This window comes from Dyadobacter sp. LHD-138 (genome assembly GCF_030929615.1).
Lineage (GTDB): Bacteria > Bacteroidota > Bacteroidia > Cytophagales > Spirosomataceae > Dyadobacter.
In genome coordinates, this window is the sequence record NZ_JAVFVU010000006.1 from 26,615 (window position 1) to 49,441 (window position 22,827).

Annotated in this window: 19 protein-coding genes; 10 read left to right on the forward strand and 9 right to left on the reverse strand. The window is 45.0% G+C overall.

Going from position 1 to position 22,827, the window contains the following annotated elements:
• Positions 1-4 precede the first annotated feature (4 nt).
• Both RB622_RS05665 and RB622_RS05670 read left to right on the forward strand, forming a co-directional pair.
• Positions 5-1,624: a T9SS type A sorting domain-containing protein gene (locus RB622_RS05665; protein ID WP_308045563.1), complete on the forward strand. Its 1,620-nt coding sequence runs from the start codon at positions 5-7 to the stop codon at positions 1,622-1,624.
• A complete protein-coding gene (locus RB622_RS05670) occupies positions 1,624-3,633 on the forward strand; it encodes a thioredoxin domain-containing protein (RefSeq protein ID WP_308045564.1) in 2,010 nt (669 codons plus the stop codon). The genes RB622_RS05665 and RB622_RS05670 overlap by 1 nt, the downstream gene beginning before the upstream one ends.
• Before the next feature lie 53 nt (positions 3,634-3,686).
• Here the strand turns inward: RB622_RS05670 and RB622_RS05675 are convergent, their stop codons facing one another.
• Both RB622_RS05675 and RB622_RS05680 read right to left on the reverse strand, forming a co-directional pair.
• The gene (locus RB622_RS05675) at positions 3,687-4,208 is read right to left on the reverse strand and encodes a DinB family protein (protein ID WP_308045565.1); all 522 of its coding nucleotides are present in this window, start codon (positions 4,206-4,208) and stop codon (positions 3,687-3,689) included.
• Between the two features lie 65 nt (positions 4,209-4,273).
• Complete coding sequence (locus RB622_RS05680) at positions 4,274-4,783, reverse strand: DUF6265 family protein (RefSeq protein WP_308045567.1); 510 nt, start codon at positions 4,781-4,783, stop codon at positions 4,274-4,276.
• Positions 4,784-4,886: 103 nt separating this feature from the next.
• On the opposite strand from RB622_RS05680, the gene RB622_RS05685 reads away from it, so the two are divergent.
• The 4 genes from RB622_RS05685 to RB622_RS05700 all read left to right on the forward strand — a co-directional run bounded on the left by RB622_RS05685 (position 4,887) and on the right by RB622_RS05700 (position 8,948).
• Complete coding sequence (locus RB622_RS05685; RefSeq protein WP_308045568.1) at positions 4,887-5,447, forward strand: hypothetical protein; 561 nt, start codon at positions 4,887-4,889, stop codon at positions 5,445-5,447.
• Positions 5,448-5,651: 204 nt separating this feature from the next.
• Positions 5,652-6,551, forward strand: a complete 900-nt coding sequence (locus RB622_RS05690) for a hypothetical protein (protein WP_308045782.1) — start codon at positions 5,652-5,654, stop codon at positions 6,549-6,551.
• Between the two features lie 80 nt (positions 6,552-6,631).
• Positions 6,632-8,137, forward strand: coding sequence for a phosphatase PAP2 family protein (locus tag RB622_RS05695; protein ID WP_308045783.1), 1,506 nt, complete (start codon positions 6,632-6,634; stop codon positions 8,135-8,137).
• A 166-nt stretch (positions 8,138-8,303) separates the two neighbouring features.
• Positions 8,304-8,948, forward strand: coding sequence for a hypothetical protein (locus tag RB622_RS05700; protein WP_308045569.1), 645 nt, complete (start codon positions 8,304-8,306; stop codon positions 8,946-8,948).
• A gap of 75 nt (positions 8,949-9,023) precedes the next feature.
• Here RB622_RS05700 and RB622_RS05705 read toward each other — a convergent pair whose 3' ends face one another.
• Positions 9,024-11,186: a molybdopterin cofactor-binding domain-containing protein gene (locus RB622_RS05705; protein WP_308045570.1), complete on the reverse strand. Its 2,163-nt coding sequence runs from the start codon at positions 11,184-11,186 to the stop codon at positions 9,024-9,026.
• Between the two features lie 27 nt (positions 11,187-11,213).
• Positions 11,214-11,705, reverse strand: coding sequence for a 2Fe-2S iron-sulfur cluster-binding protein (locus tag RB622_RS05710; RefSeq protein WP_308045571.1), 492 nt, complete (start codon positions 11,703-11,705; stop codon positions 11,214-11,216).
• 337 nt (positions 11,706-12,042) lie between these two features.
• Here RB622_RS05710 and map point away from each other — a divergent pair, with 337 nt between their 5' ends.
• Positions 12,043-12,807, forward strand: coding sequence for a type I methionyl aminopeptidase (gene map / locus RB622_RS05715; protein ID WP_308045572.1), 765 nt, complete (start codon positions 12,043-12,045; stop codon positions 12,805-12,807).
• 44 nt (positions 12,808-12,851) lie between these two features.
• On the opposite strand, the gene RB622_RS05720 is transcribed toward map, so the two are convergent.
• Positions 12,852-13,766, reverse strand: a complete 915-nt coding sequence (locus RB622_RS05720; RefSeq protein WP_308045573.1) for a sugar phosphate isomerase/epimerase family protein — start codon at positions 13,764-13,766, stop codon at positions 12,852-12,854.
• Positions 13,767-13,907: 141 nt separating this feature from the next.
• On the opposite strand from RB622_RS05720, the gene RB622_RS05725 reads away from it, so the two are divergent.
• The 3 genes from RB622_RS05725 (at position 13,908) to RB622_RS05735 (ending at position 17,851) form a co-directional block, all read left to right on the forward strand.
• Entirely contained in the window at positions 13,908-14,405 is a 498-nt protein-coding gene (locus RB622_RS05725) for a VOC family protein (protein ID WP_308045574.1), read from the forward strand.
• Positions 14,406-14,584: 179 nt separating this feature from the next.
• Entirely contained in the window at positions 14,585-14,890 is a 306-nt protein-coding gene (locus tag RB622_RS05730; RefSeq protein WP_308045575.1) for a Rha family transcriptional regulator, read from the forward strand.
• 348 nt (positions 14,891-15,238) lie between these two features.
• Positions 15,239-17,851 (forward strand): response regulator, encoded by a 2,613-nt coding sequence (locus RB622_RS05735; RefSeq protein WP_308045577.1) that lies wholly within the window; start codon positions 15,239-15,241, stop codon positions 17,849-17,851.
• A gap of 101 nt (positions 17,852-17,952) precedes the next feature.
• Here RB622_RS05735 and RB622_RS05740 read toward each other — a convergent pair whose 3' ends face one another.
• The 4 genes from RB622_RS05740 to RB622_RS05755 all read right to left on the reverse strand — a co-directional run bounded on the left by RB622_RS05740 (position 17,953) and on the right by RB622_RS05755 (position 22,750).
• Positions 17,953-19,527 carry a DHA2 family efflux MFS transporter permease subunit gene (locus RB622_RS05740; RefSeq protein ID WP_308045578.1) on the reverse strand — a complete coding sequence of 525 codons (1,575 nt, stop codon included), beginning with the start codon at positions 19,525-19,527 and terminating at the stop codon, positions 17,953-17,955.
• Between the two features lie 75 nt (positions 19,528-19,602).
• Positions 19,603-20,715 carry an HlyD family secretion protein gene (locus RB622_RS05745; protein WP_308045579.1) on the reverse strand — a complete coding sequence of 371 codons (1,113 nt, stop codon included), beginning with the start codon at positions 20,713-20,715 and terminating at the stop codon, positions 19,603-19,605.
• Between the two features lie 72 nt (positions 20,716-20,787).
• A complete protein-coding gene (locus RB622_RS05750; RefSeq protein ID WP_308045580.1) occupies positions 20,788-22,089 on the reverse strand; it encodes a TolC family protein in 1,302 nt (433 codons plus the stop codon).
• Between the two features lie 7 nt (positions 22,090-22,096).
• Positions 22,097-22,750: a TetR family transcriptional regulator gene (locus RB622_RS05755; protein WP_308045581.1), complete on the reverse strand. Its 654-nt coding sequence runs from the start codon at positions 22,748-22,750 to the stop codon at positions 22,097-22,099.
• Positions 22,751-22,827 lie beyond the last annotated feature (77 nt).

Consider the following 22,827-nt stretch of genomic DNA (forward strand, 5'->3'; position numbering starts at 1 on the left):
ACTATTGATAATCAGCTCAATCCCATCTTTTGCACAGGATTGCCAGCCCGCTTACGTTTTAAATCCGGTTACGGTCAATAATAAAATCGAGTGGAACAAATTCCCCGAATTCAGTTTACCTTTTAAGATTATTTATAATGGCCCACGCTTCGGCGATACAGAATCGGTACCATTAAAACACGGTTTCAGTCACCTTGCGCTCTTCACGGGCAATGAGGGCAACACGCTTCCCGCCAAGAACCGCGCCATGCTTTGGAACAGCGTTGCGACCATCGGCGAAAACCAGCCCTGGGGCATGGATGCGCTCAGAAGTCCGTGGGAAAATGATACAACGACCTACAGAAAATTGTGGGATCAGTATCTGAGCAACATGGCCAACACCTTCAATGATTCCTATGGTAGCGGAGTTCCCAAAGCCGATATCATTTGCATGGATGTGGAACGCATGCTAACCGAGGATCGTGACATATTAAAACTAAAAACCAATACAGCCATTCCTGCACAATATCGCAGCCTTTCAGATGCGGAGTTTCTGGCGACCTATAAAAGAGATATCCGTTGGTGGTATACGGAGGCTGTTAATCATTTGAAGGGCAAAGGGCTGGACGCATCTACACTCATAAGCAGTTACAGCGATGTGCCCGTGCGCTCCACCTGGTTAAACATTGAAAGTAACAGCTGGCAGGATTGGACGACAAATCTGGCTCGTACGCACTACCTGATGCAGGATAATTCGGGTAAACTGGGTGGTAATTTTTACGGTGCCATCAACAGCCTGACACCGTCGCCGTATTATTACTATGGTTATGAAAGTCCGATCGGGAAGGATTACCTGACTTATCTCCTTTTTCAGATTGAAGCAAACCGGGCATGGAGCGACAAGCCTATTATTCCGTTTGTCTGGATGCGTATCCATGACAGCTTCGACCCGACAGTGCCGATGATTACTGCATTTCAGGCGCAGGCAACCGCCATATTCCCTTTCTTTTCAGGGGCCAACGGTTTATGGTTATGGGAAAACAATTTTTACGAAACCGGTCGCCAGGAAAATTACAGCACCTATGAAAACTTTATTTACGGATTATACCGTCTTTCTGAATTCAAGGATATGTTCGAGGGAAATCACGAGCTTGTCATTCCGACTTCGGCAAGAGATTTGATGACTTCAAAAAAGCCAGTCTGGCGCGGTGTGGTTAAAGACGGGCATATTCTGATCGCGGCACAAAATCCCTATGCAGCGGATAATACAGAAACAAGTATTACACTATCCTATCAAAAATGGGTAAAAACCATCAAACTGAAAGGCAAAGACGTTTTTCTTTGCAAGTTCGATCTGAGCAAGGATAATTCTTCGACAGAACCTACGGTTATCGAAGCATTTCTTTATCCAAATCCGCTTGTTGGCGAGTCACAGGTCAGATTGACCGGAATCAACGGCGTTACCAATGTTGCGTTCTCATTGATCAACATACAGGGAACCGTCATGTATGAAAAGAATTTACAGGCACAGGTAGGCGAGTCGGACCAGCCCGTCACATTGCCTTCGCTGGCGGCCGGCCTGTATGTTGCTCGCTTCAAAAGCGCCAATAAAACTATTACTCAAAAAATTGTCATCACAAAATAATGAACCGTCTTAGCCAGGAAACCAGCCCCTATTTGTTACAGCATGCCAATAATCCGGTCGACTGGTATCCCTGGGGGCCGTTGGCGCTGGAAAAAGCAAAGGCTGAAAATAAGCCCATTTTGGTGAGCATCGGCTACTCGGCCTGTCACTGGTGTCATGTCATGGAGCGTGAAAGTTTCGAACAAGACCATGTCGCCGAAATCATGAACGAATATTTCATCTGCATTAAAGTTGACCGGGAAGAACGGCCGGACGTCGACGCCGTTTACATGGATTCTTTGCAGGCGATGGGGACACGCGGTGGCTGGCCGCTTAATGTTTTTTTGCTCCCCGACACCAAACCGTTTTACGGCGTGACTTATCTCCCGCCGCAAAACTGGGTTCAATTGCTAAAAAGCGTCAACAACGCCTTCATCAGTCATTATGAAGACCTGGCAAAGTCGGCGGATGGTTTTGTTGAAAATATGGTGCAGTCGGATATCAAAAAATACGGACTGACCCAAACCTCCACGCCGTACACCGTTGAGGCGCTGGACGAAATGTTTGAAAAGTTAAAACAAAACTTTGATACCCTGAAAGGAGGTATGGACCGTGCGCCCAAATTCCCGATGCCGTCCATTTACAAATTTCTGCTCCGTTATTTCGACATTACACAAAATCCGGAGGCTCTGGCGCAGATCGAATTATCCCTGAACAGAATTGCCCTTGGTGGTATTTATGACCATGTCGGTGGCGGCTGGGCGAGATATTCCGTAGACGACGAATGGTTTATCCCCCACTTCGAAAAAATGCTTTATGACAATGCGCAGCTTTTATCCATATTTTCAGAAGCTTTCGCACTGACAGACAATACGCTATATGCTGAGCGAATCTATCAAACCGTCGCCTGGCTTAAAAATGAAATGCTAAGTCCGGACGGTGGTTTCTATTCGGCGCTTGACGCTGATAGTGAAGGCGTGGAAGGGAAATTTTATATCTGGCAGAAAAACGAACTGGTACAAATTCTCGGCGAGGATTTTAACTGGTTTTCAAAACTTTACAACATTAGCCAGCATGGTAATTGGGAGCATGGTTTTAACCATTTGCATTTAACCAATTTCGCATCGGAAACGGCAAAAGCAGCGGGAATTTATAGTGAAGATTTTGAAAACAAATATCAAAATGCGCTGGATAAGCTAGCCGCGGCCCGTACTTCAAAAATCCGGCCCGGACTTGACGACAAAATCCTCGCCTCCTGGAACGGACTGCTGATCAAGGGGCTGACAACGGCTTATCAGGCAACCGGTGAAGAATCAATCCGCGAAATGGCTGTCAAAACCGGTCGTTTCATTCTCGAAAGAATGACTGAAAACGGAAAACTCTGGCATAGTTACAAAAACGGGAAAGCTTCCATTACCGCATTCCTCGAAGATTATGCTGCCGTTATAGAAGCTTATCTTGGCCTTTACCAGATCACCTTTGATCCTGAATGGCTCGCCGAAGCGACAAATCTCTGCGATTATACGATTGCCAATTTTTACGATGCTTCCGAAGGGTTCTTCTTTTTTACTGATACCGAGGGAGAAACATTAATTGCCAGAAAAAAGGAGCTGTTTGATAATGTAATTCCGGCCTCCAACTCGATGATGGCCCAGAACCTCTATACCCTTGGCAAGATGCTGGACCGCACCGATTACCAGGAGTTATCGGATCAAATGCTCTCCAAAATGACGAAAATCCTGCTTGCCGATGTACAGTGGGTCACCAATTGGGCGGCACTTTATTGTCAGCGGGTTACACCAACGGCCGAAATTGTTATTGTCGGAGAAAACGCCGATGAAATTCGTAAGGACTTTGACCGCTTTTTTGTTCCCAATAAAATTATTGCCGGGACTACCACGCAGTCTTCACTCCCGCTTCTGGAAAACCGCACACCAGTAAATGGCCAGACAGCTATTTATGTCTGTTATGATAAAACCTGCCAGCTGCCCGTCACATCCGTAAAGGAAGCGCTTGAACAGCTTGCTTAATTGCGATTTTGAAAAACTGCGACGGTAACGCTGTTCACCATCGCAGTTTTTTTTTAATCCAATAGTGAATAATATCTGTTTCGGATCACGTTCATGTGGTGGATGGCGTGCCCAATCACCACAAAGCCAAGCGCCAGCGCAGATATCCGGCTTTTATAAGCCACTCCGCTGCGAAGCATCATCTCGTTATCCATGTTCCTGAAAAGCAGAATCGTCGATTTTCTGACCAGCTCAAATTCTTCCATCAGGTCAGCGACCGTACGTTTGGCGGCCAATGTGTTCCCTGCAAACAATTCTTCCTCATATCCCGCCAGCACTGTATCATCATTTCTTGAAAAACGCAGTGCCCGATAAGCCATGATCCGCTCATTATCAATGAGATGCTGTAAAATATCTTTTACCGTCCATTTTCCCGGCGCATATACTTTATTTTTTAGGGCAGTCAACTTACTGATGTTGTCATAAATCCTGGCGGGTGAATATTTTTCAAAAGCTTCAAAAATGTCAATATCTTCAACCAGATTGATGTACCGGTCAAAAAACTGAGGCATGGGGTTAATATCAGATCTTTTCATAAAACGGGCTGTTAATACTTCAATATTAAGAATCAAACCTTAAAAATTTCTTCTGTTGTCCGGATTTACTTTTTGGTCGTCAATCTGACATAGTGATACGCCGACCGCTTTGATTTCCCCGCTATTTCGCCTTCGATATAAGCATGAAGCGCATTGCCCGGCTGCATATTGTACACCACACGCTGCGGAAAATCATGCTCCTTATCCTCGAAGATGTAGTCATCTCCTTTTATCTCTTTCAGGTAAAAAAGTGTCTCTTTGCCATCATTTTCTCCGTCAACCCGGACCGCATAAACGATACGCGCTCCTTCTTTGGCAAGTCTGACTTTTTCCAGAATAATCGTATCCGCGTTAACAATTTTGAAACTTTTACCATCAAACTGATCGTCTGATTTCTTCTGCCAGCGTTCGTACAGCACACCGCTTTTCTTTTCCGTCCGCCAGGTACCCACAAGCTTGTCCAGGCCGCGAAAATTGCCCTGAGAAAAGGAAGTCCCCTGAGCATAACCTAAACGACTGACAAGTAGCATGATGGTTACTTTAAGAGCCGCATTTACCCCGAAAATATTTTTCATAATTATCATAATTTTTCTTTTATAAATGATGTATATATAAGTCATGCCGGAATATTAAAATAGTGAATTAATTCTTACATTTGAATACATTTTCCTCTAAAAATTGAAAAGAATAGCAGCCATAGGGTTATTGATTTTGTTGCTCTACAACATGTTTGGGCTAACAACTGCTATTTTTTTATTTGAAGATCAGCATAAGTCTGCCTCCCTGGTTCAGACCGACGACGAGTATCAGCTTTTAAAGGTTTATATGCCCTCGCTTCCCTATACGGAACAGTGGGAAAACGAGGACGGTCTTGAAGGACTTTTCAAAGCCAAGGGACAGTTTTACAACGCCACCCATGTGCTGCATACCAACGACACTTTGTATGTGACGATGAAATCCAACCAGCCTGCACGTGATCATTTTTTCGAGCTCGTTCAAATGATGCAGTCACTGACCGATTCTGACAAAGATTCACCCGACAATATGCATGGCAAAGCAATCAAACTGCTTAGCAATTTGTTAAAAAACTATCTTCAGAATAAAGGGGATTTTCTGATCCAGCCACCGCTTCCGCAGATAACGTCTGTTGCTGTGACTTATCAGTCCGCCAATCAGATGCATGCATCATACCTGCTCCGCCTGCAAACACCCCCGCCTGAGACTAACTACGTTTTGTGAAATAAGGTATCAACGTAAAGCGTTATCGTGATTCCTGAAATCCGTGTGTATGACAGGTCTGTCTTACCGGTTGATTGTACGCAGAATATTGTTTCTGCTTCGATGGCAGTAACCCACAAACTCTTATTAGCACTGCCTTTTCACCGTGGCAGTTACAATCCCTATTATTACAAAATAAATATGCCTCAAACTATACAAACCAAAATGCGTCTTTTGACGCTGATTGTGACTGTAATGATCGTGAGCCGTGCTGCTTATGCACAAATGCCCAACGATGCCATTTATATGTCTAAAAATACAGCCTGCCTGGCTTTATCCTACAACCACAGTTCCTGGGATAAATATTGGGAAAACAAGCTCAAACGAGAAAACCTGAACATCGGCACCCAGACAACCCAGACCGCGATGGCGATGCTTGCAGTGGGTGTAACGAAAAATTTCGATGTTATTGTTGGCGTCCCGTATATCTGGACAAAAGCCAGTGCGGGCAACCTGAAATGGGACAAAGGCTTCCAGGATGTGTCTGGTTGGCTTAAATACCGCTTCTTCAATAAATCGGGGCTTTCATTGAATGCCGTGGTTGGGGGCTCCGTTCCAATGACCAATTATGTTCCGGATTTTATGCCTATGTCGATCGGGCTTCGGTCCAAAACCGCGACGGGGCGACTTGTGGTGCGCTACAAGCATACCAGCGGCGTGTATTTAACGGCCTATTCAAGCTACATTTTCAGAAGCAAGATCAAAATAGACCGGGATTCATACCTGATGTACGAAAAACTTTATAATACCAATGAAGTAAGCGTACCCAATGCCTACGATCTTTCTGCGCGGATTGGCTTTACCAATAAGGCGATTCAAACAGAAGTTTTTGTAGAACGTGGCGCCTGTGTGGATGGTGACTACATCCGTCGCAACCAAATGCCTTTTCCAACCAACAACATGAAATCAACGGCTGTGGGCTGGTATGGCAAATTCCAACCCAAAAACCTGGGCTTCAACGCCAGAGTTTCCTATGTGGTTGATGGAGAAAATGCGGGTCAGGCGATAAGCTACCAGGCTGGGATTCTTTACCAGTTTGGCTACATAAAATCGGGCAAAAAATAATTTACAGTTTTACGAATCTTGTTATGAATATCAAAATATCATCCCCGCATCCTGCATTTACTTCGTTAACAGGAAGTATAATGGTCGTGATTGCTCTTTTTTCTTGCAACAAAACCGTCAATGAACCCTCTGCATCTGTCAGCGCCCCTTCAACGATCGACGCCAATGCAGGTAACTGGAAACCTTACATTCTTTCGTCTTCCAGTGAAATTCCCGTAGCGGAGCCCAAAGGCGCAGCTTCTACCGAATACCTGGCAGAGTTAAAGAAACTTAAAGAATCGATGACTACGGTTACGGCCTCGCAACGCGAGATCGTAAATTACTGGGGAGCTGGTGCAGCTTTCCGCTGGAACGAAATCGGAAGAGAACTTTCGGCTCGTTACAACAGTGCACCCGCCTCAAATGCCGATGGAAAATATCCGGTTCCGGATGCTGCCAATCCGCTCGCAGATCCTAAATTTCCATTTGCCAATCCACCCTATACAGCGAGGGCGCTTGCCTATCTGAGCGTTGCGCAGTATGACGCGTTGATATCGGCCTGGAATTACAAATTTAAATTCAACCGTAAAGCACCTTCCAAAACAGATGAATCCATCAAGGCTTTGCTTCCTGTTTCGGACCTTCCATCCTACCCTTCAGAAGATGCTGTGGTTGCGGCTGCCTCTTTTGAAATATTAAAAGCCATGTTTCCTGGTGAAGTACCGTTTTTGGAAGCCAAACTCGCCGAACATAAAAATAGCCGTTTATGGGCGGGTATGAACGTAGAAAGTGATATCACAGCCGGCGAAGTACTTGGAAAAGCGGTCGGGCAAAAAGTGATGACACGTGCCAAGGCAGATGGTATGGGCGCTGCCAACAACCAGGCAAAAACGGCGGAAATGATTACCAACGCAGCTAAAATAGGCATTACCAAACCGTGGCTGAGCCAGGAATTCCCGGCCAGGCCACCAATGCTTCCCACCTATGGTTTCGTACAGCCGTGGAATTTCAACAGCGCCACCGTGGTCGCCCTTCGGCCTAAGGCTCCGCCGTTGATCGATAGTCCTGAGTTTAAAGAGAACATGGAAGAGCTTCTTACGATTGCTAAAAAACAAACGCGCGAACAGGCACGCATTGCCAATTTCTGGGCCGATGGTGTAGGTAGCTATACGCCTCCGGGACACTGGCACCGCAAAGCAGCCGAGTTATGCCATGCCAATAATTTCAGTGAAGTGCGTACGGCAAGGACTTTTGCGTTGCTTGGCACGGCGGTTCAGGATGCTGGCGTTTGCTGCTGGGATGCCAAATATTACTATTATTATCCCCGTCCAAACCAAATGGATAGCAAAATTAAAACTTCCGTCGGTTTGCCGAATTTCCCATCGTATACATCCGGTCACTCGATGTTCTCAGGTGCTGCGGCCGAAGTTCTTTCTTACATTTTCCCAAAGGATAAAGAAAAACTGGACGCCATGGCTGCCGAAGCATCCCTTTCAAGGATCTACGGACTTATTCATTACCGCTTTGACTGCGAGCAAGGATTAGCCACAGGCCACAAAGTTGGGGACTATGCCGTACAGCGTGCCAAAACGGACGGTGCTCAATAAAATATTTAAAAAAAACAGTAAAAAGTGTCGGAATCTGTCGGGTTCCGGCACTTTTTGTTTGGGAAAAGGGGCTGTCGGGTAGCACGTTTCTTATTTTCAAACAATTTATTGACGACATAGGGGGCTTCCTGTTTTGAATTGTCACAAGGGAAAAACCATCAAAGTCATGAAGAAACAGATAACCTTTACGATCCTGCTATTGTCGTCTTTACTCGCTTCCAACGCATTTGCCCAGCAAATGCAAACCGTTTTCAAAGGACGCGGAATCCAGAGATCCGGTGGCTATGCAGCCATTTCCAATAAGTTCACGACCATCAACGGCGATTATGCCAACATTGCTGAGATTTATGGCGGCTGGTTTGTCAATAGTAAATTTTTAATTGGATTAAGCGCAGCCGGAAGCACCAATCACATTCCTGTACCGCAAATTTATAGTGAAAGACCCTGGCAGAAACTGACTTACCAATACGGACAGGTGGGTCTGATGACCGAATACGTTTTTGCATCCAACAGACGTGTTCACGTGGTGGGCAACCTGACCACCGGCGCAGGTTTCACCATGCAATACGACCGGAAAGACTGGGATGATTTTGATCACTGGGACGATCGGGATGACGACGATCATGAAGATCCAAATTGCTTCTTCGTGATGGAGCCTGGGGTGCAGGTTGAATTCAATCTTTTAAAATGGATGCGCTTTGCCCCCGGTATTTCTTACAGAAAAACGTTTGGGGCATCTGGTCACGGCTTATCCGATGCTGACCTTAGCAACGTATCCTATAATTTAACCCTGAAATTTGGCAGGTTCTAATCTTCTTCATCAGCAAACAAAAAATCCCTGAAACGCTTGTGCTTCTCAGGGATTTTTCAATTTAACGCAATGTCTTTATGCGAGATTATTGATATCCAAAGGCAGCTTTCTCATCCGTTTTCCCGTCGCCGCAAAAATGGCATTGCCCAGTGCAGGCGCAATCGGAGGAAGTCCCGGCTCACCTACCCCACCAGGGTTAGCTCCGCTATCCACGATGTAGATTTCCATTTTTGGCGTTTCGTTAAGCCGCATTATGTTATACTGATGATAGTTGCTTTGATCACAAACGCCATTCGTGAACGTAATACCGTCCTTGATAGCTGCCGTTAGCCCCATCACGATGTTTCCTTCTGTCTGCGCTTTCACATTATCAGGATTGACATAATAACCACAATCAATCACAGAAATCACTTTGTCGATTGTTACGCCCTGATCCTTTTTGGTCACGGTAATGCAGGTTGCTGAAATACTGTCAAAGGATTTAAAGACAGCAATTCCTTTCCCCTGGCCTTCTGCAAGCTTCTCGCCCCAGGCCGATTTTTCAGCCAGCGTTTCTAAAACCTTTTTGAAACGGTCATCCTTGACAAGCTCCATCCGTGCCTTCATTGGGTCCTTCCCGGCAAGATGTGCCAGTTCATCGATAAAACACTCCTGTCCCCAACCAAAATTGGAAGCATAGACAGAGCGCCACCAGACAATCGGAATATCTGTTTTCACGTTGGTCCAGCTCACTTTTGAGGCCGTCGCAAAATTATATTTATTGTTGTTTGTACTGATTTCTTCACTCAGCCATGGATCTGCCTCATCCGATTTAAGTCCTTTAAAAACCTGCCCCAAAATAGACTCTCCGATGGCGTGGTGATGATAACCCGCTATCGCCCCGTTTTCGACAAACCCCTGCATATGGCTAACCATTCCAGGACGGTATGGCCCTTGCGTGATATCATCTTCACGGGTCCAAATTACTTTCACCGGCTTTTTAAGCTCCCTCGAAAGGTGACAGGCTTCTAAAAGAAAATCATGATAAGCCTTACGCCCGAAAGCGCCTCCAAGCAATGTAACGTTAATCTTTACCTTTTCCGGCGCGACTTTCAGATAAGCGCAAACATCCCGCAAAGCCCAGTCGGGGCCCTGAATGGGCGCCCAGATCTCCACCGTGCCATCCTCTTTTACGTGCACCACCGCATTTTCCGGCTCAATGGGTGCATGCGCAAGGAACGGCGTCTCGTAACTGGCTTCAAGTTTTTTTCCAGCCGAATTGTACTTCGCGCTAAAATCCCCTTTTTCTTCGAAATTAATACCCTCCTTTGTTGCCGCTGCGTGCGCTTCGGCAAAGTATTTTTCCGTGCTCAGCGTTTTTTCATAATCAGCATTGTCCCAGTTGACTTTAAGTGCTTTTTTACCTTTAAGCGCCGCCCACCAATTGGTAGCAATCACAGCAACCGCCTCCGAAGTGCGGTGTGGCATGGTACGCTCGGTTTTGACAACCTTTAAGACACCTTTAATTTTCTTTGCCTCCGCATCATCAATGGAAACAACTTTTCCATGCAAGGAAGGTGAATGCAGGATGCTTGCGTAAACCATTCCCGGCACATCCACGTCAATACCGTACACAGCCTTACCGTTAACGCGTTCGGGCACATCCAGTCGTTTATTGTATTTACCGATAATCTTAAAATCTTTCGGATCCTTTAATTTCGGATTTTTGGGTATTTCAAGTTTCGATGCATCATCGGCTAGTTCTCCATAACTCAGGCTACGGCCTGTTGGCTTGTGAACAATGGTTCCATCCTTGGCATAACATTCAATAACCGGAACGTTCCAGCGTTTTGCGGCCGATTCGGTCAGCATTTCACGCGCTGCCGCACCAGCTTTTCGGATAGGCTCCCATAACGACCTTACTGAACTGCTTCCACCCGACGTTTGGTTACCATACTTATCTTTCCCGTCGCTCTGAACAATTTTCACCTGTTCCAGGCTTATTTCCAGCTCTTCGGCCAGCAGCGAAGGGACGGCCTGCGTAGAGCCCTGCCCCATATCCGGCCGCGGGTTAACGATGGTGATGTTCCCAGCTGTATCAATGATGATAAATGGGTTAATTTCCAGCTTGATAATGGCCGGATTGATTTTCTTAACCACGGCATCTTTGGCAAAAGAAGAAATGCCCAAAGCCAGCCCGAAAGATGTTAAACCAGTGGTTTTTAGAAAATCACGGCGTGTTGCTTTTATATTTTCCAATGTCTTTGATTGCTGTTTTGTGAAGGATTAATTCTTGCCAATACCTTTTTCAGATACTTTAATCGTATCTGCTGCACGGTGAATTGCTTTACGGATACGGTCATACGTGCCGCAGCGACACAGATTTCCGCTCATCGCGGAATCAATATCCTGATCGCTTGGACTCGGATTCGATTTGAGCAAAGCAACGGCAGACATAATCTGCCCGGACTGACAATACCCGCACTGAGGCACCTGCTCTTCGATCCAGGCCTGTTGAATGGCATGAAGTTTCCCGTTACCAATTCCTTCAATCGTAGTAATCTTCGTATTTTTACCGACACTCGAAACGGGTGTCTGGCACGACCGTGTTGGCTGACCGTCCAGGTGAATGGTACAGGCGCCGCAAAGTGTCATACCACACCCAAACTTGGTGCCTTTCAGATCGACGAAATCTCTTACGACCCAAAGAAGGGGCATATCGGGTTCGACATCGACCTTTACCTTTTTGTTGTTTACTGTTAAGTTAAATATCGCCATAGTCTTGTTGTTTTCATGCAGCAGTTATTAAAATTATGATAAAAATGCAGAAAATAAAAATGGGCTTCGGGTAACAAAATCTACGCAAAAATAAAGAGAGGCTCCGCTGCCTGAAACAAGCAAAGTCAGGTAATAAATCACTGGCAAATGCATGAGACCGGAACCTGACAATAGCAATCTGTGGTTGTTGAAGAAGCAAATTTAGAAATGTCGTTGCATTTCCGGATATTGAGGTTTTTATGCCGGTGGTTCGGAATTTTCCAATACCCGTCCGACGGCAAAAAAGCCGTCGGACGGGAGACACCACAGACGTTTTTCAGGAATTAAAATTATCGTTATGTCCATTACAACTGTATCAGAACTAACAGGGATTCAGAAAATAAGTGAAGTTGTTGGGAGCACACTCAAACAAATGCGGGAATATGCCAAAACCGGCATGACAACCAAAGAACTGGACGATTTCGGTGGACGTATTTTGAATGAATTTGGTGCAAAATCCGCACCTAAATTAACTTACGGATTTCCCGGCTGGACCTGCATCAGTGTCAACCATGAAGTAGCCCATGGTATCCCGTCTGAATTAACGGTTTTGAAAGAAGGTGATCTGATCAATATTGACGTCTCTGCCGAGCTTGATGGTTTTTGGGCGGATAACGGTGGCTCCTTTGTTATCGGGGAGGATGTTCACAACCATCTGCCGCTTGTGAATGCTTCCAAAATCATTTTGCAGAAAGCCATTAACCGTATTAAAGGTGGCGTAAAAGTTTCGGAGATCGGGCGTTTTATAGAAACCGAAGCAAAAAAATCCGGCTTTAAAGTCATCAAAAACCTGGCAGGACATGGTGTTGGAAGAAGTCTGCATGAGGAGCCGCACGAAATCCTGAATTGTTATGACCACGACAACAAACAGCGTTTTAAGAAAAATTCAGTTGTTGCCGTTGAAACCTTTATTTCAACCGGTTCGACGTATGCAAACCAGGGAAAAGACGGATGGACGCTTACCGGTAATAAGGGTGGTTTTGTAGCCCAGCACGAACATACCATTATAATCACCGATGGGAAACCGGTTATTTTGACCGGGGCAAATGAGATATGGGAATAAAAAAGTGCTTTAAGAAACTTAAATCTTAAAGCACTTCCTAATTTTCACACGCCCTCCGTAACCTGCTTCATCTTCTGCAAACCAGTTTTTGCAACCAGCAGCGCATCCTGGGCATAATATTCTTTGTTGAAAACTTCAAAAGAAAGGATAACTGGCTTTTCTGAATTTTTTAGTGAGGTTAACAGTCCTTTTAGTGGCGCAATGCCGTCTCCCGGGTAAATTCTGTCGGCATCCACAATCGTCTCCCTTGGCGGCGTCGACGGGTAATCGTTGATATGGAAAATCTCGATCAAAGGTTTGCCTACCGCTTTTACACTATCCATACCTGAGCCGCCTTTATGCAAATGATATACGTCCATCAGCACGCGCGCCGATGGATGGTCAGCCTCCACGGCTACATACACCAGCTCTCCTACCCTGCTGAGATTTTTCGAAAAACCCCACAATTCCAGGTGAGGAACAACCTTGGTCTGATCACCCAGTTCGAGTATTTTCCGGTAACGCTCAGCCATTTTAGGGAGTTCAAGCGACGCTCCCGTGGTAGCGCCCATGGGTGGCGCAGCAATACGCGGACAGCCAATCTGCGCCAGTTGTTCCATTTCCATTTTCAGCTGATCCAGCGCTTTTGAACGCGCCGTTTCGTCATCGACAATCCATGTTGCAAAACCGATCGCGTCCTCTACTTTTAATCCAAGATCGTCCACAATCCGTTTGGCATCGGCCAGCGTCCCGCCTGTTTTCAGGAAATCCTGTAACGTGTTTACCCAGATTTCCACCGAGGTAAAACCGGCTTTGGCCGCCACTTCCAGCTCTTTTCTAAAACCCAGTTTATGCCCACGCAACGTGCTCATATTTAGCGAATAGATAAATGAACCTGGCTTTTTCTTGTTCGTTTCAAATGGAAAATCAGCGGCTGCGGGTACAGCTATTATTGAGGTTAGTGCTTCGCGGCGAGTCATCAATGATATTTTAAAAGAATTGTATGATTTACTAAAAAGATTAGTCCATTACGTTTTTACCGGTCATTTTGTGAAAATTGATTGGTAAATTAGAGTTTTACATCCGGAATGCTTACCTGTTCAATTTAAACTCAGTCCCTTATGCAGTCCAACGAATATCTAGTGCCCGCGCAGACCCGCATCGGCCATGTGCACTTGAAAGTATCAAATCTGGAACAATCACTTGATTTCTACTGCGGGCTCCTGGGTTTTGAAATCACGACGCGTTATGGCGATCAGGTCGCTTTTATCTCAGCCGGGGGATATCACCACCACATCGGCCTGAATACCTGGTACAGCAAAAATCACCCTCCTGCTCAGAAAGAAGGGGTTGGCCTGTTTCATACCGCGATTGTTTATCCAACCCGAAAAGATCTGGCGGCAATTTATCAGCGTCTGATCCATGCACATTATCCGTTAACCGGTGCCAGTGATCATGGCGTTTCCGAGGCCTTGTATCTAAACGATCCTGACAATAATGGCATAGAGCTCTACTGGGACAGACCGGAAAAATCCTGGCCAAAAACCGAAGACGGACATCTTCAAATGTATACAAGGATTCTGAACCTGGACGGTCTGTTGCAGGAGCTCAATAAATAATAAACTTTATCACGATTTCATTTCACAGTGTTATCGTCAGTTGGCGTGGCCGCCCCTTCGGCTATCCAGATTAATGAAGGGAAAACGGATAAAATTGTGAAGGCAAATCGCTGTCCGGATTTTGTTTTGTACTGGTATGGTATTTGCTTCACAGTATGCATAAACCAATTACTCAGAAAATGTATTTCGTATCATTCTTAAATGGAAAACCGATAACCTCTTCCTCGGAAGTAGCGGATCAGTTCGGAAAATCTCATAACGATATTTTACGTTCCATTGAACAGTTGTCTTGCAGCCAGGAATTCAGAAACAACAATTTCATACCCTCACCAGGCACCTGGCCTTCCGGGAAACCGGATCCTAATGTGCTTATGACCAGAGAAGGTTTAGTCCTGTTGGTGATGAGCCTGGACAGCCCAGCACCCGTTTCCTTTCGTGAGAAAGTTGTTGCCAAATTCGATGGAATGGTTTCTTTTCAAAAATAAACGACAAACCAACCACTTGACGGATTGTAGAAATCTTTGAGGAGAATTTTACACATAAAACGCATGATACTTGTTACAGGCCCTCAAAAAACCTTAATAGAATATCACCGTTTGACTACAATAAATCACTGATTCGGATATTTTTTATCATTTTTCCTGAATTCTATTTTGACTATTTAGACCCGGCACGAGCACTAAATATACTAGTTTTCAATCAGTTACATTTACACCCAAGGCCATTCCCCATATTTTCATTCAGGCAGTTCCCTTTCAGCGTCAAGAAATTAGTTTTACTTTATCCCTAACAATCTTACATTTGAAGTAAGACTCAACGGGATTTTTTTTGACATGCAAACTTCTTTTAAAGACAAAGCACTCCGGTGGTCGTACATCAGTATCTTCATCGGTCTGATTTTAATCTTCGCGTCTCAATATTTCGCATATAAAAACGTACAGGATCTTTCCCTCCATAACCAGGGCGTAAAGGTCACAATCGGCATACTCAACCAAACCGCAAATTTCGGGCTTGCCAACAAAGACATCCAGTCTAACATGCACGAGTTTGTCATTACAGGCAATGAAAAACTGCTGGCGGATACGTATGCAAAAAAAGTCAAGCTGCTCAGCATGACAGATACCCTGTTTAATCTGGTCAAGGACGATAAAGTACAAACTGACCGGGTTCGCGAACTGCTTGATATTTCCGGAAAGATCGTGCTGCACACACACAATGTCATGACTGTGTATCGGACGAAAGGAACTCAGCAGGCATTTGAACAGATCAAACTTGGACAGGGACTTCAACTGAACAAGCTGCTGATGGACAAAATTGAGTCCATAGAAAGTTCCGAAAATTATCACCTTGAACAGCAGCGGAAATTAATTCAGGAAACCCAGAAAAAGACAACACTTTTCATCCTGGTGACGAGTATTTTCGGTTTTTTCCTTACCGTCTTCTCAATTGTCTCATTGCTTAGAAACCAGAAAAAACAAAGGTTACTACAATTCGAAATAAAACAAAAAGAACAGATTCTTGCACAATATATCGAGGCCATTCCCGACGGCGTGATGGTGGTTGATACCAAAAAACATATTGTTTTACTGAACCAGTCAGGAAGGGAAATTCTGGGACTTGAAGGGAAACTGGAGACACTTGCAGAGCAAGTAAATAATCTTGTCCTACTTGATCCTTCAAGCTACAACATACGGTTTACATCCGAGACGCTACCGGTCAGCCGCGCGCTTGAAGGCGAAAAATCAGACGGCAACAAGATCGATCTGATTAAAAACAATGGGGTTTCCCATCTAGAAACAAGCGTACGCCCGGTTCTGGGACTTAATGGAGAAATCACCAACGCGATCACCGTTTTCAGAAATATTACGGAGCGTGCCAATTACGAAGCCGCATTGGAAAAAGCCCGGACACTGGCGGAAAAATCAGTTCGGGTTAAAGAAATTTTTCTTTCCAATGTCAGCCACGAGATAAGGACTCCGCTCAATGCTATTATCGGTTTTACAAATCTGCTGGAAGGGGAAGTTAAAGGCGCCAAAAGTGCGGACTATGTCGGCTATATAAAAATGGCCAGCAAAAACCTTCTCGAATTGATCAATGATATCCTGGATTTTTCAAAAATGGAAGCCGGGCAGATTGCCCTTGACCAGACCAACACCTCTATTGCCGAACTGATCGAATCGGTTTCCATTATTATTAGCCAAAGGGCGTTCGAAAAAGGAATAGCGTATAAAAAAACACTGTCTGCTGAACTTCCGGAAATGATATTGACAGACAAGCTCAGATTGACACAGATCCTTCTGAATATCTGTGGAAATGCTATAAAATTTACCGAAAAAGGTCAGGTACAGATCAATGTCGCTCCCGTTTCTCCCGTTATTGACAACGTTCAGATCATCCGTTTTATGATCGCCGACAGTGGTATTGGTATCCCGGCCGATAAGATTGATAAGATTTTCGAACGCTTCGTTCAAGCCTCCGACAGTACAACCCGCCTTTTTGGAGGCACCGGGCTTGGGCTTAGCATTGTAAAATCTCTGGTCCATATTCTCGAAGGGACGATCAAGGTAGAAAGCAGCCTGGGAGCCGGTACTACCTTTATCCTGGACTTCCCTTTTACCGTTGTAACGGATTTCTCCGCGCCGGACGAGACACAACATTTACACTTTATTTCCGAACCCATCGGTAATATTCACGTGCTGGCAGCGGAAGACAACCTGTTAAACCAAAAACTGCTGGCCGCTATTTTCGAAAGACTTTCGATGGATCTGACGATTGTAAACAACGGACAGGAAGCAATTGATGCACTGGAAACCAACACCTATGATCTGGTTTTGATGGATATTCAAATGCCCGTCATGGACGGCTACACGGCCATTAAGAAAATCAGAAATTCAATTTCCCAAACGCTCCCGATTATCACCATGACGGCTCACGCGATGGTCGGAGAAAAAGACGAATGCCTTAGCATTGGCGCAAATAGTTATATTTCCAAACCCTTCCGAGAAAATGAACTGCTTCACACCATTTCAAATCTTATGGGTAAATTCAATGAAAATTATTCCGAAACGAGTCCCTTTAATACCCCCCCTATTGAATCCATGGACAGCACTATTGTAAATTTTGACTACTTAAATGAAATTACCGGAGGAGATCCGGATCTTCAGAGGGAGCTTATCCTTTTATTTGAAAGTGAACTTAACAACCAGTCCGCACTGATACAACAGGCGGAAGCACTTGCGGATCATGAAAAATTGCGTCAGTATGTACATAAATTCAGGTCCTCTTTGTTTTCTGTGGGATTACTTGGAACAGCTGATAAATACAAAAAAATTGAGGGGGAATTAAAAAGCAACACCCACATTCCCGATTTAAAACAGCAGCTGGAAGCGCTTAAACAAGAAGCCGGGATAGGGCTTAACGAGCTAAAAAGTTTAAAAATCGAGTGATCTTATCTTGGGGAAACCATCATAAAAAAAGAAGCTTTCCCGCAACATCTGGGAAAGCTTCTTTCAAACTACTACTATACCAAATTAACAAACACTTATTGTTAGTGAACCGATGAAGGATCAATTTTGGTTTTCCCGCTCCGTGTCATTAAAACAAACGGTACGCAGAATAAAAATAAACATCCTAAAAACAGGAACACATCCATATAGGAAAGTACTGTTGCCTGTTTGTAAATACCGTATTCCAGCATCTGATAACCACTTTTCAAGGCTGCATCCGGCGACATACCTTTTGCCATAAACGATTGCTGCAAACCTTCCACGCGCTGCTGAACAGCGGGATTATTAATGTCCAGGTGACTCACCAGATCGCTGCGGTGCTGCATGTTTTGTCTGGCGATGTAGGTGGTAATAACGGCGATACCAAACGAACCGCCAAGCTGACGCATCATTCCGGTAAATGCAGCACCTTCTCCAATTTCCCGCCCTTTCAGCGTCGATAAAGCCAGTGTTGAAATGGGCACAAAAAGGAAACCAAGCCCCGCTCCCCGCACCATCAGCATCCAGAAGAATGCATCTGCGCTCGTATCCGGTGTCAGGATTTTATAACCCCAGAAACTGTATATAAAAAACACCACCATACCGCCTGCAACCAGATACTGCTGTTTTACGCCGCGCTGGATAAGTTGTCCGACAATAGGCATAAAAAATGCAGTCACCAATGCCGCCGGGACCATCAGTAGCCCCGACTGCGTTGCAGTCCAGCCCAGTGTAGCCTGGGTATACATTGGAATTACAAAAGTCGATCCGTACAAACCGAAACCGAGTACGAAGGATAGAATGGTACCAACCATCAGGTTATTGTTTTTCAACACCCGCAATGCCACGATCGGATTTTTGTAAGTCAATTCTCTCCATATAAAGAAGAAGAACCCGAATACAGCAGCGACCGTCAGCACAATGATTGCCTCATCGTTGAACCAGTCATCTTCCTGGCCTTTTTCCAAAACATATTGCAGCGAACCTACCGCGATGGCCAGCAAGACAATACCCCACCAGTCAATTTCGTTCGCAGATTTTTTCTCCGAATATTTAGGGCTCCGGATAAACTGAAGGGTTAAAAGTGTGGCAATAATCCCAAGCGGAATGTTGATATAAAATATATAGGGCCAGCTATAATTATCCACGATATACCCCCCCAGCGGCGGGCCCAGCGTGGGGCCCACAATAACACCCAAACCATAAATAGCCTGCGCCATACCACGTTTTTCGGGAGGATAACTCTCGGTGATCAGCGTTTGCGCCGTTACCAGAAGCGCACCGCCGCCAAAACCCTGAATCAGACGAAAAAATACAAGTTCCCAGATATTATCTGAATTACCGCAGCAAAAAGAAGCCACCGTGAAAATAATAATGGAAGCGGCAAAATAATTACGGCGGCCGAATTGCTGCGACAGCCAGCTGGTCATCGGTACAATGATTACATTTCCAATGGCATAAGCTGTAATCACCCAGCTCACTTCGGAAAGCGTTCCACCAAGATTCCCCCGCATATCGTTGAGTGCCACGTTCACGATTGTCGTATCAACAATTTCAAGAAGCGCACACATGACGGCTGTAATTGTAATAATAACCCGTCGAAAGCCGTATTCTACCAGGGATGGCTGTAATTCCATATGCTAATAATTTTAATGATGATAAGCTATGGTCCGTCGGATTTACTGCAAACCCGCCACCGACATTCCTATATCTTAATTTAGCTCGACATCAACAAACACATTCATCCCCGGACGCAGACGGCTGATAAATTCATCTTTTACTTCTTTAAACTCGATACGAACCGGAAGACGCTGCACTACTTTCACGAAGTTTCCACTGGCATTATCGGGAGGCAAAAGTGCGAAACGTGCACCGGTTGCGGGCGAAAACGAAGCGATTGTCGCATCAAAAACGTGGTCAGGATATGCATCAATATGAATTTTCACATGCTGCCCCAGTTTCATTTTTGTAAGCTGTGTTTCTTTAAAATTCGCCACAACCCATGGCTGAGCATTGGAGATAATGCTGAACAAGGACTGACCAGCCTGTAAATACTGCCCCAGCTGCGCATTTACTTTGGAAACATGGCCATCTGTTGGCGCTGTGATCACCGTGTAAGAAAGTACCAGTTTTGCATTGTCAATATCAGCCTGACGGGCTTTAATATTGGCGTTCACCACACTCGTCTGACGTGAAGTCGCGGCTGTCTGAGACGTTGCTGCTTTTGCCTGACGTTCTGCCGCATTTTTCTGTGTCACCAACACCTGAAGCTGACGTTCCGCTTTTTGTTTGTTGGCAAGCGCCTGCTCATATTCCTGTTGTGTGATCGAGTGATCTTTGATCAGGTTTTCATAACGCGCGAAATCCTGATTGGCTCTCCATACGCTTACTTTTGCCTCTTCAATCTGTGCTTCAGCAACCGAAACATTGGCAATATACGTACTACCGCTGGCGACCGATGCCGAGGTAGTAGCGTTGGCTACAACCAAATTTCCCCTTGAACCTTCCAGGGCGGCATTAGCCTGTTCCAGCCTGATAAGCTGATCACGGTTGTCCAGTACGATCAGCGTATCGCCCTTATGAACCTGCTGATTATCTTTCACCCTGATTTCTGTAATATATCCCGAAATACGAGGAATCACCGGACTGATGTTGGCATCAACCTGCGCATCATCGGTTTCTTCGTGGTGCAGGCCGTGGTTGTATTTTGTGTAACCCCAGGTTCCTCCGCCCGCAACCAAAAGAGCCAGAATGATAACAAATGTGTAACTTTTCTTTTTAGGTGCTGCTTCGTTTGCAACGCCAGTGTTTTGATTGGTCTCCATAATCTTTGGAATAATAGAATGTTAGAAAGTGCGGTTGATGCTGGCAAGATCCACCGCGGTTTAAAAATTTGGTTAGTTAATCACGCCGGCGGTTTGCTCAAGCTTTTTGTAAGCCACAATAGCATCGGCCTTGGCGGCAGCATAGTTTATTTCCGACTGAACCTGGGCAACGTCGGCATCCAAAAGTTCGGTAGTTGTTACGAGGCTGTTGTCGAATTTATTTTTTGTTATTCTGTAATTTTCATTGGCCTGCTCGACAGCCTTTTCATACACTTCTATCTTTTTCTTGCTTAGCACATAGTTGTAATACGCTGTGTTGATTTCCAAATGGACACGGTCAAGTAGAATCTCTTCATTCGTTCTCAGCTGGTAAAGATGTGTTTTTGCCTGTTCAATTTTTGCGCCCGTTTTCCATAACGATGCAAGGTTATAACTTACACCAATTCCTGCGTTAAATGCATTAGGAACCGTTACAAATCCGGGAATACTTAACGCGACATATCCGCCCGTTAACGCAACACTCGGATAAAGGTCAGCTTTGGCAACCTTAATATCGGATCCGGCTGCTTTCTGACGAATCGCGATGGCAGCCATATCTTTACGGTGCGTAAGTGCTGTCTGTTCCCAATCCGCGGCATTCCCCACATCTTTAAGGACATCAAAACTGCTTGAATCGGCTGAAATTTCCGTAGACTCCGGCAAGCCCAGCAAAAGGTTCATGTTGATGGTTGTAATTTTTAGTTCATTTTCAGCGTCCATCAAAGCCAGTTGAATATTGGATTCCTGCAAGGTCGCTTTCAATAAATCATTACGGGCAATGATCCCGTTTTTCTCCCGGTTTGTGAATTCAATGACACGTTCATGTTCCCGTATCAGGTTTTCGGATACCAGATCAACCGATCTTTTGGCTTTGTACAGGTTGCTATAAGCAGAAATCGTATTCTGGATCACCGCCTGGCGGTCACCTTCAGCATCCAGTTTCGATGCTTCCTGTAAAAACCTGGCTGATTCCAGGCCATATTTATACCGAAATCCTGAAAACAGCGGTATCGACGCGCTCGCCATACCGTAGGCCACCTGGTTCACATGCAGTGAGCCAGCTCCCGAGCTATCACTGGATGAATTTTGTTTCAGGCTGATATTGGGTGTGTTCATTCTTAAATAAGAGGCAGAAACACTAAAACTTGGCAATTGATTGTCTTTAATCTGACGTACATTAAGTCCGGCCAGGTCGATATTTGACTGGCTTAATTTCAACTGTTTGCTGTTTTTCAGGCTAAGCGCAACGGCTTCTTCCAGCGTAATTCTGCGTGGTGTCTGTGCGAATGAATGAGATGCAGCCAGCACAAATAACGCGATTGCTGCAAATGACATTCTTTTACTACTCGATGGTCTCATATGTTACTGTTGCTTTGAATATGCTTTTTAGGTGTATGCTCAATTTACGTTTCAGGACTTTTTCAAATTCGGCCTGACTCAGGTGTTCAAGATTATTTATTTTCCGGAAAAATGACTGTGTGGTAATGACCTGGTTAATCGTACCGTAGAGCGTCGCAGAAAGTAAAGAGATATCGACATTTTCACGAAAATGTCCTTTCTGCTGCCCCTCGTGGATGATACTTTCCAGACCTTTCCAATTTTTATATTTCAGTTGAAAGATCCGGTCCGAAATGACCGGTGTGCGGTCATCGCCTGACAGCTGTTCACGTAGCATAATGTTGTGAAAGCACTGGTTACCCATCAATTTCTCTATCGCGCTGTCTATCAGGATATATACTTTTTGCAGCGGAGAAAGGTCTTCGTTCGAAATAATGGTTTCCAGTCTTGCGGCTGATTCTACACTTCTCACTTCGAAGAGCGCTTCAATTAATTTTTCTTTTGAACCGAAGTAATAGGAAATCATCGAAACGTTAATGTCAGCCTCATGTGCGATATCGCGTATCGATGTACCGGAAAAACCTTTTCCAGCAAAAAGCCTTTCTGCTACCTCTATGATCTGCAACTGTTTTGCGTTGTATTCCATTGCTCTGATCATCAGCACATTAGTAATGAGTATTGAACGCTTTGCTGATTGACGCAACAAATGTAGTTTATGGAAAATAATAAATCAAA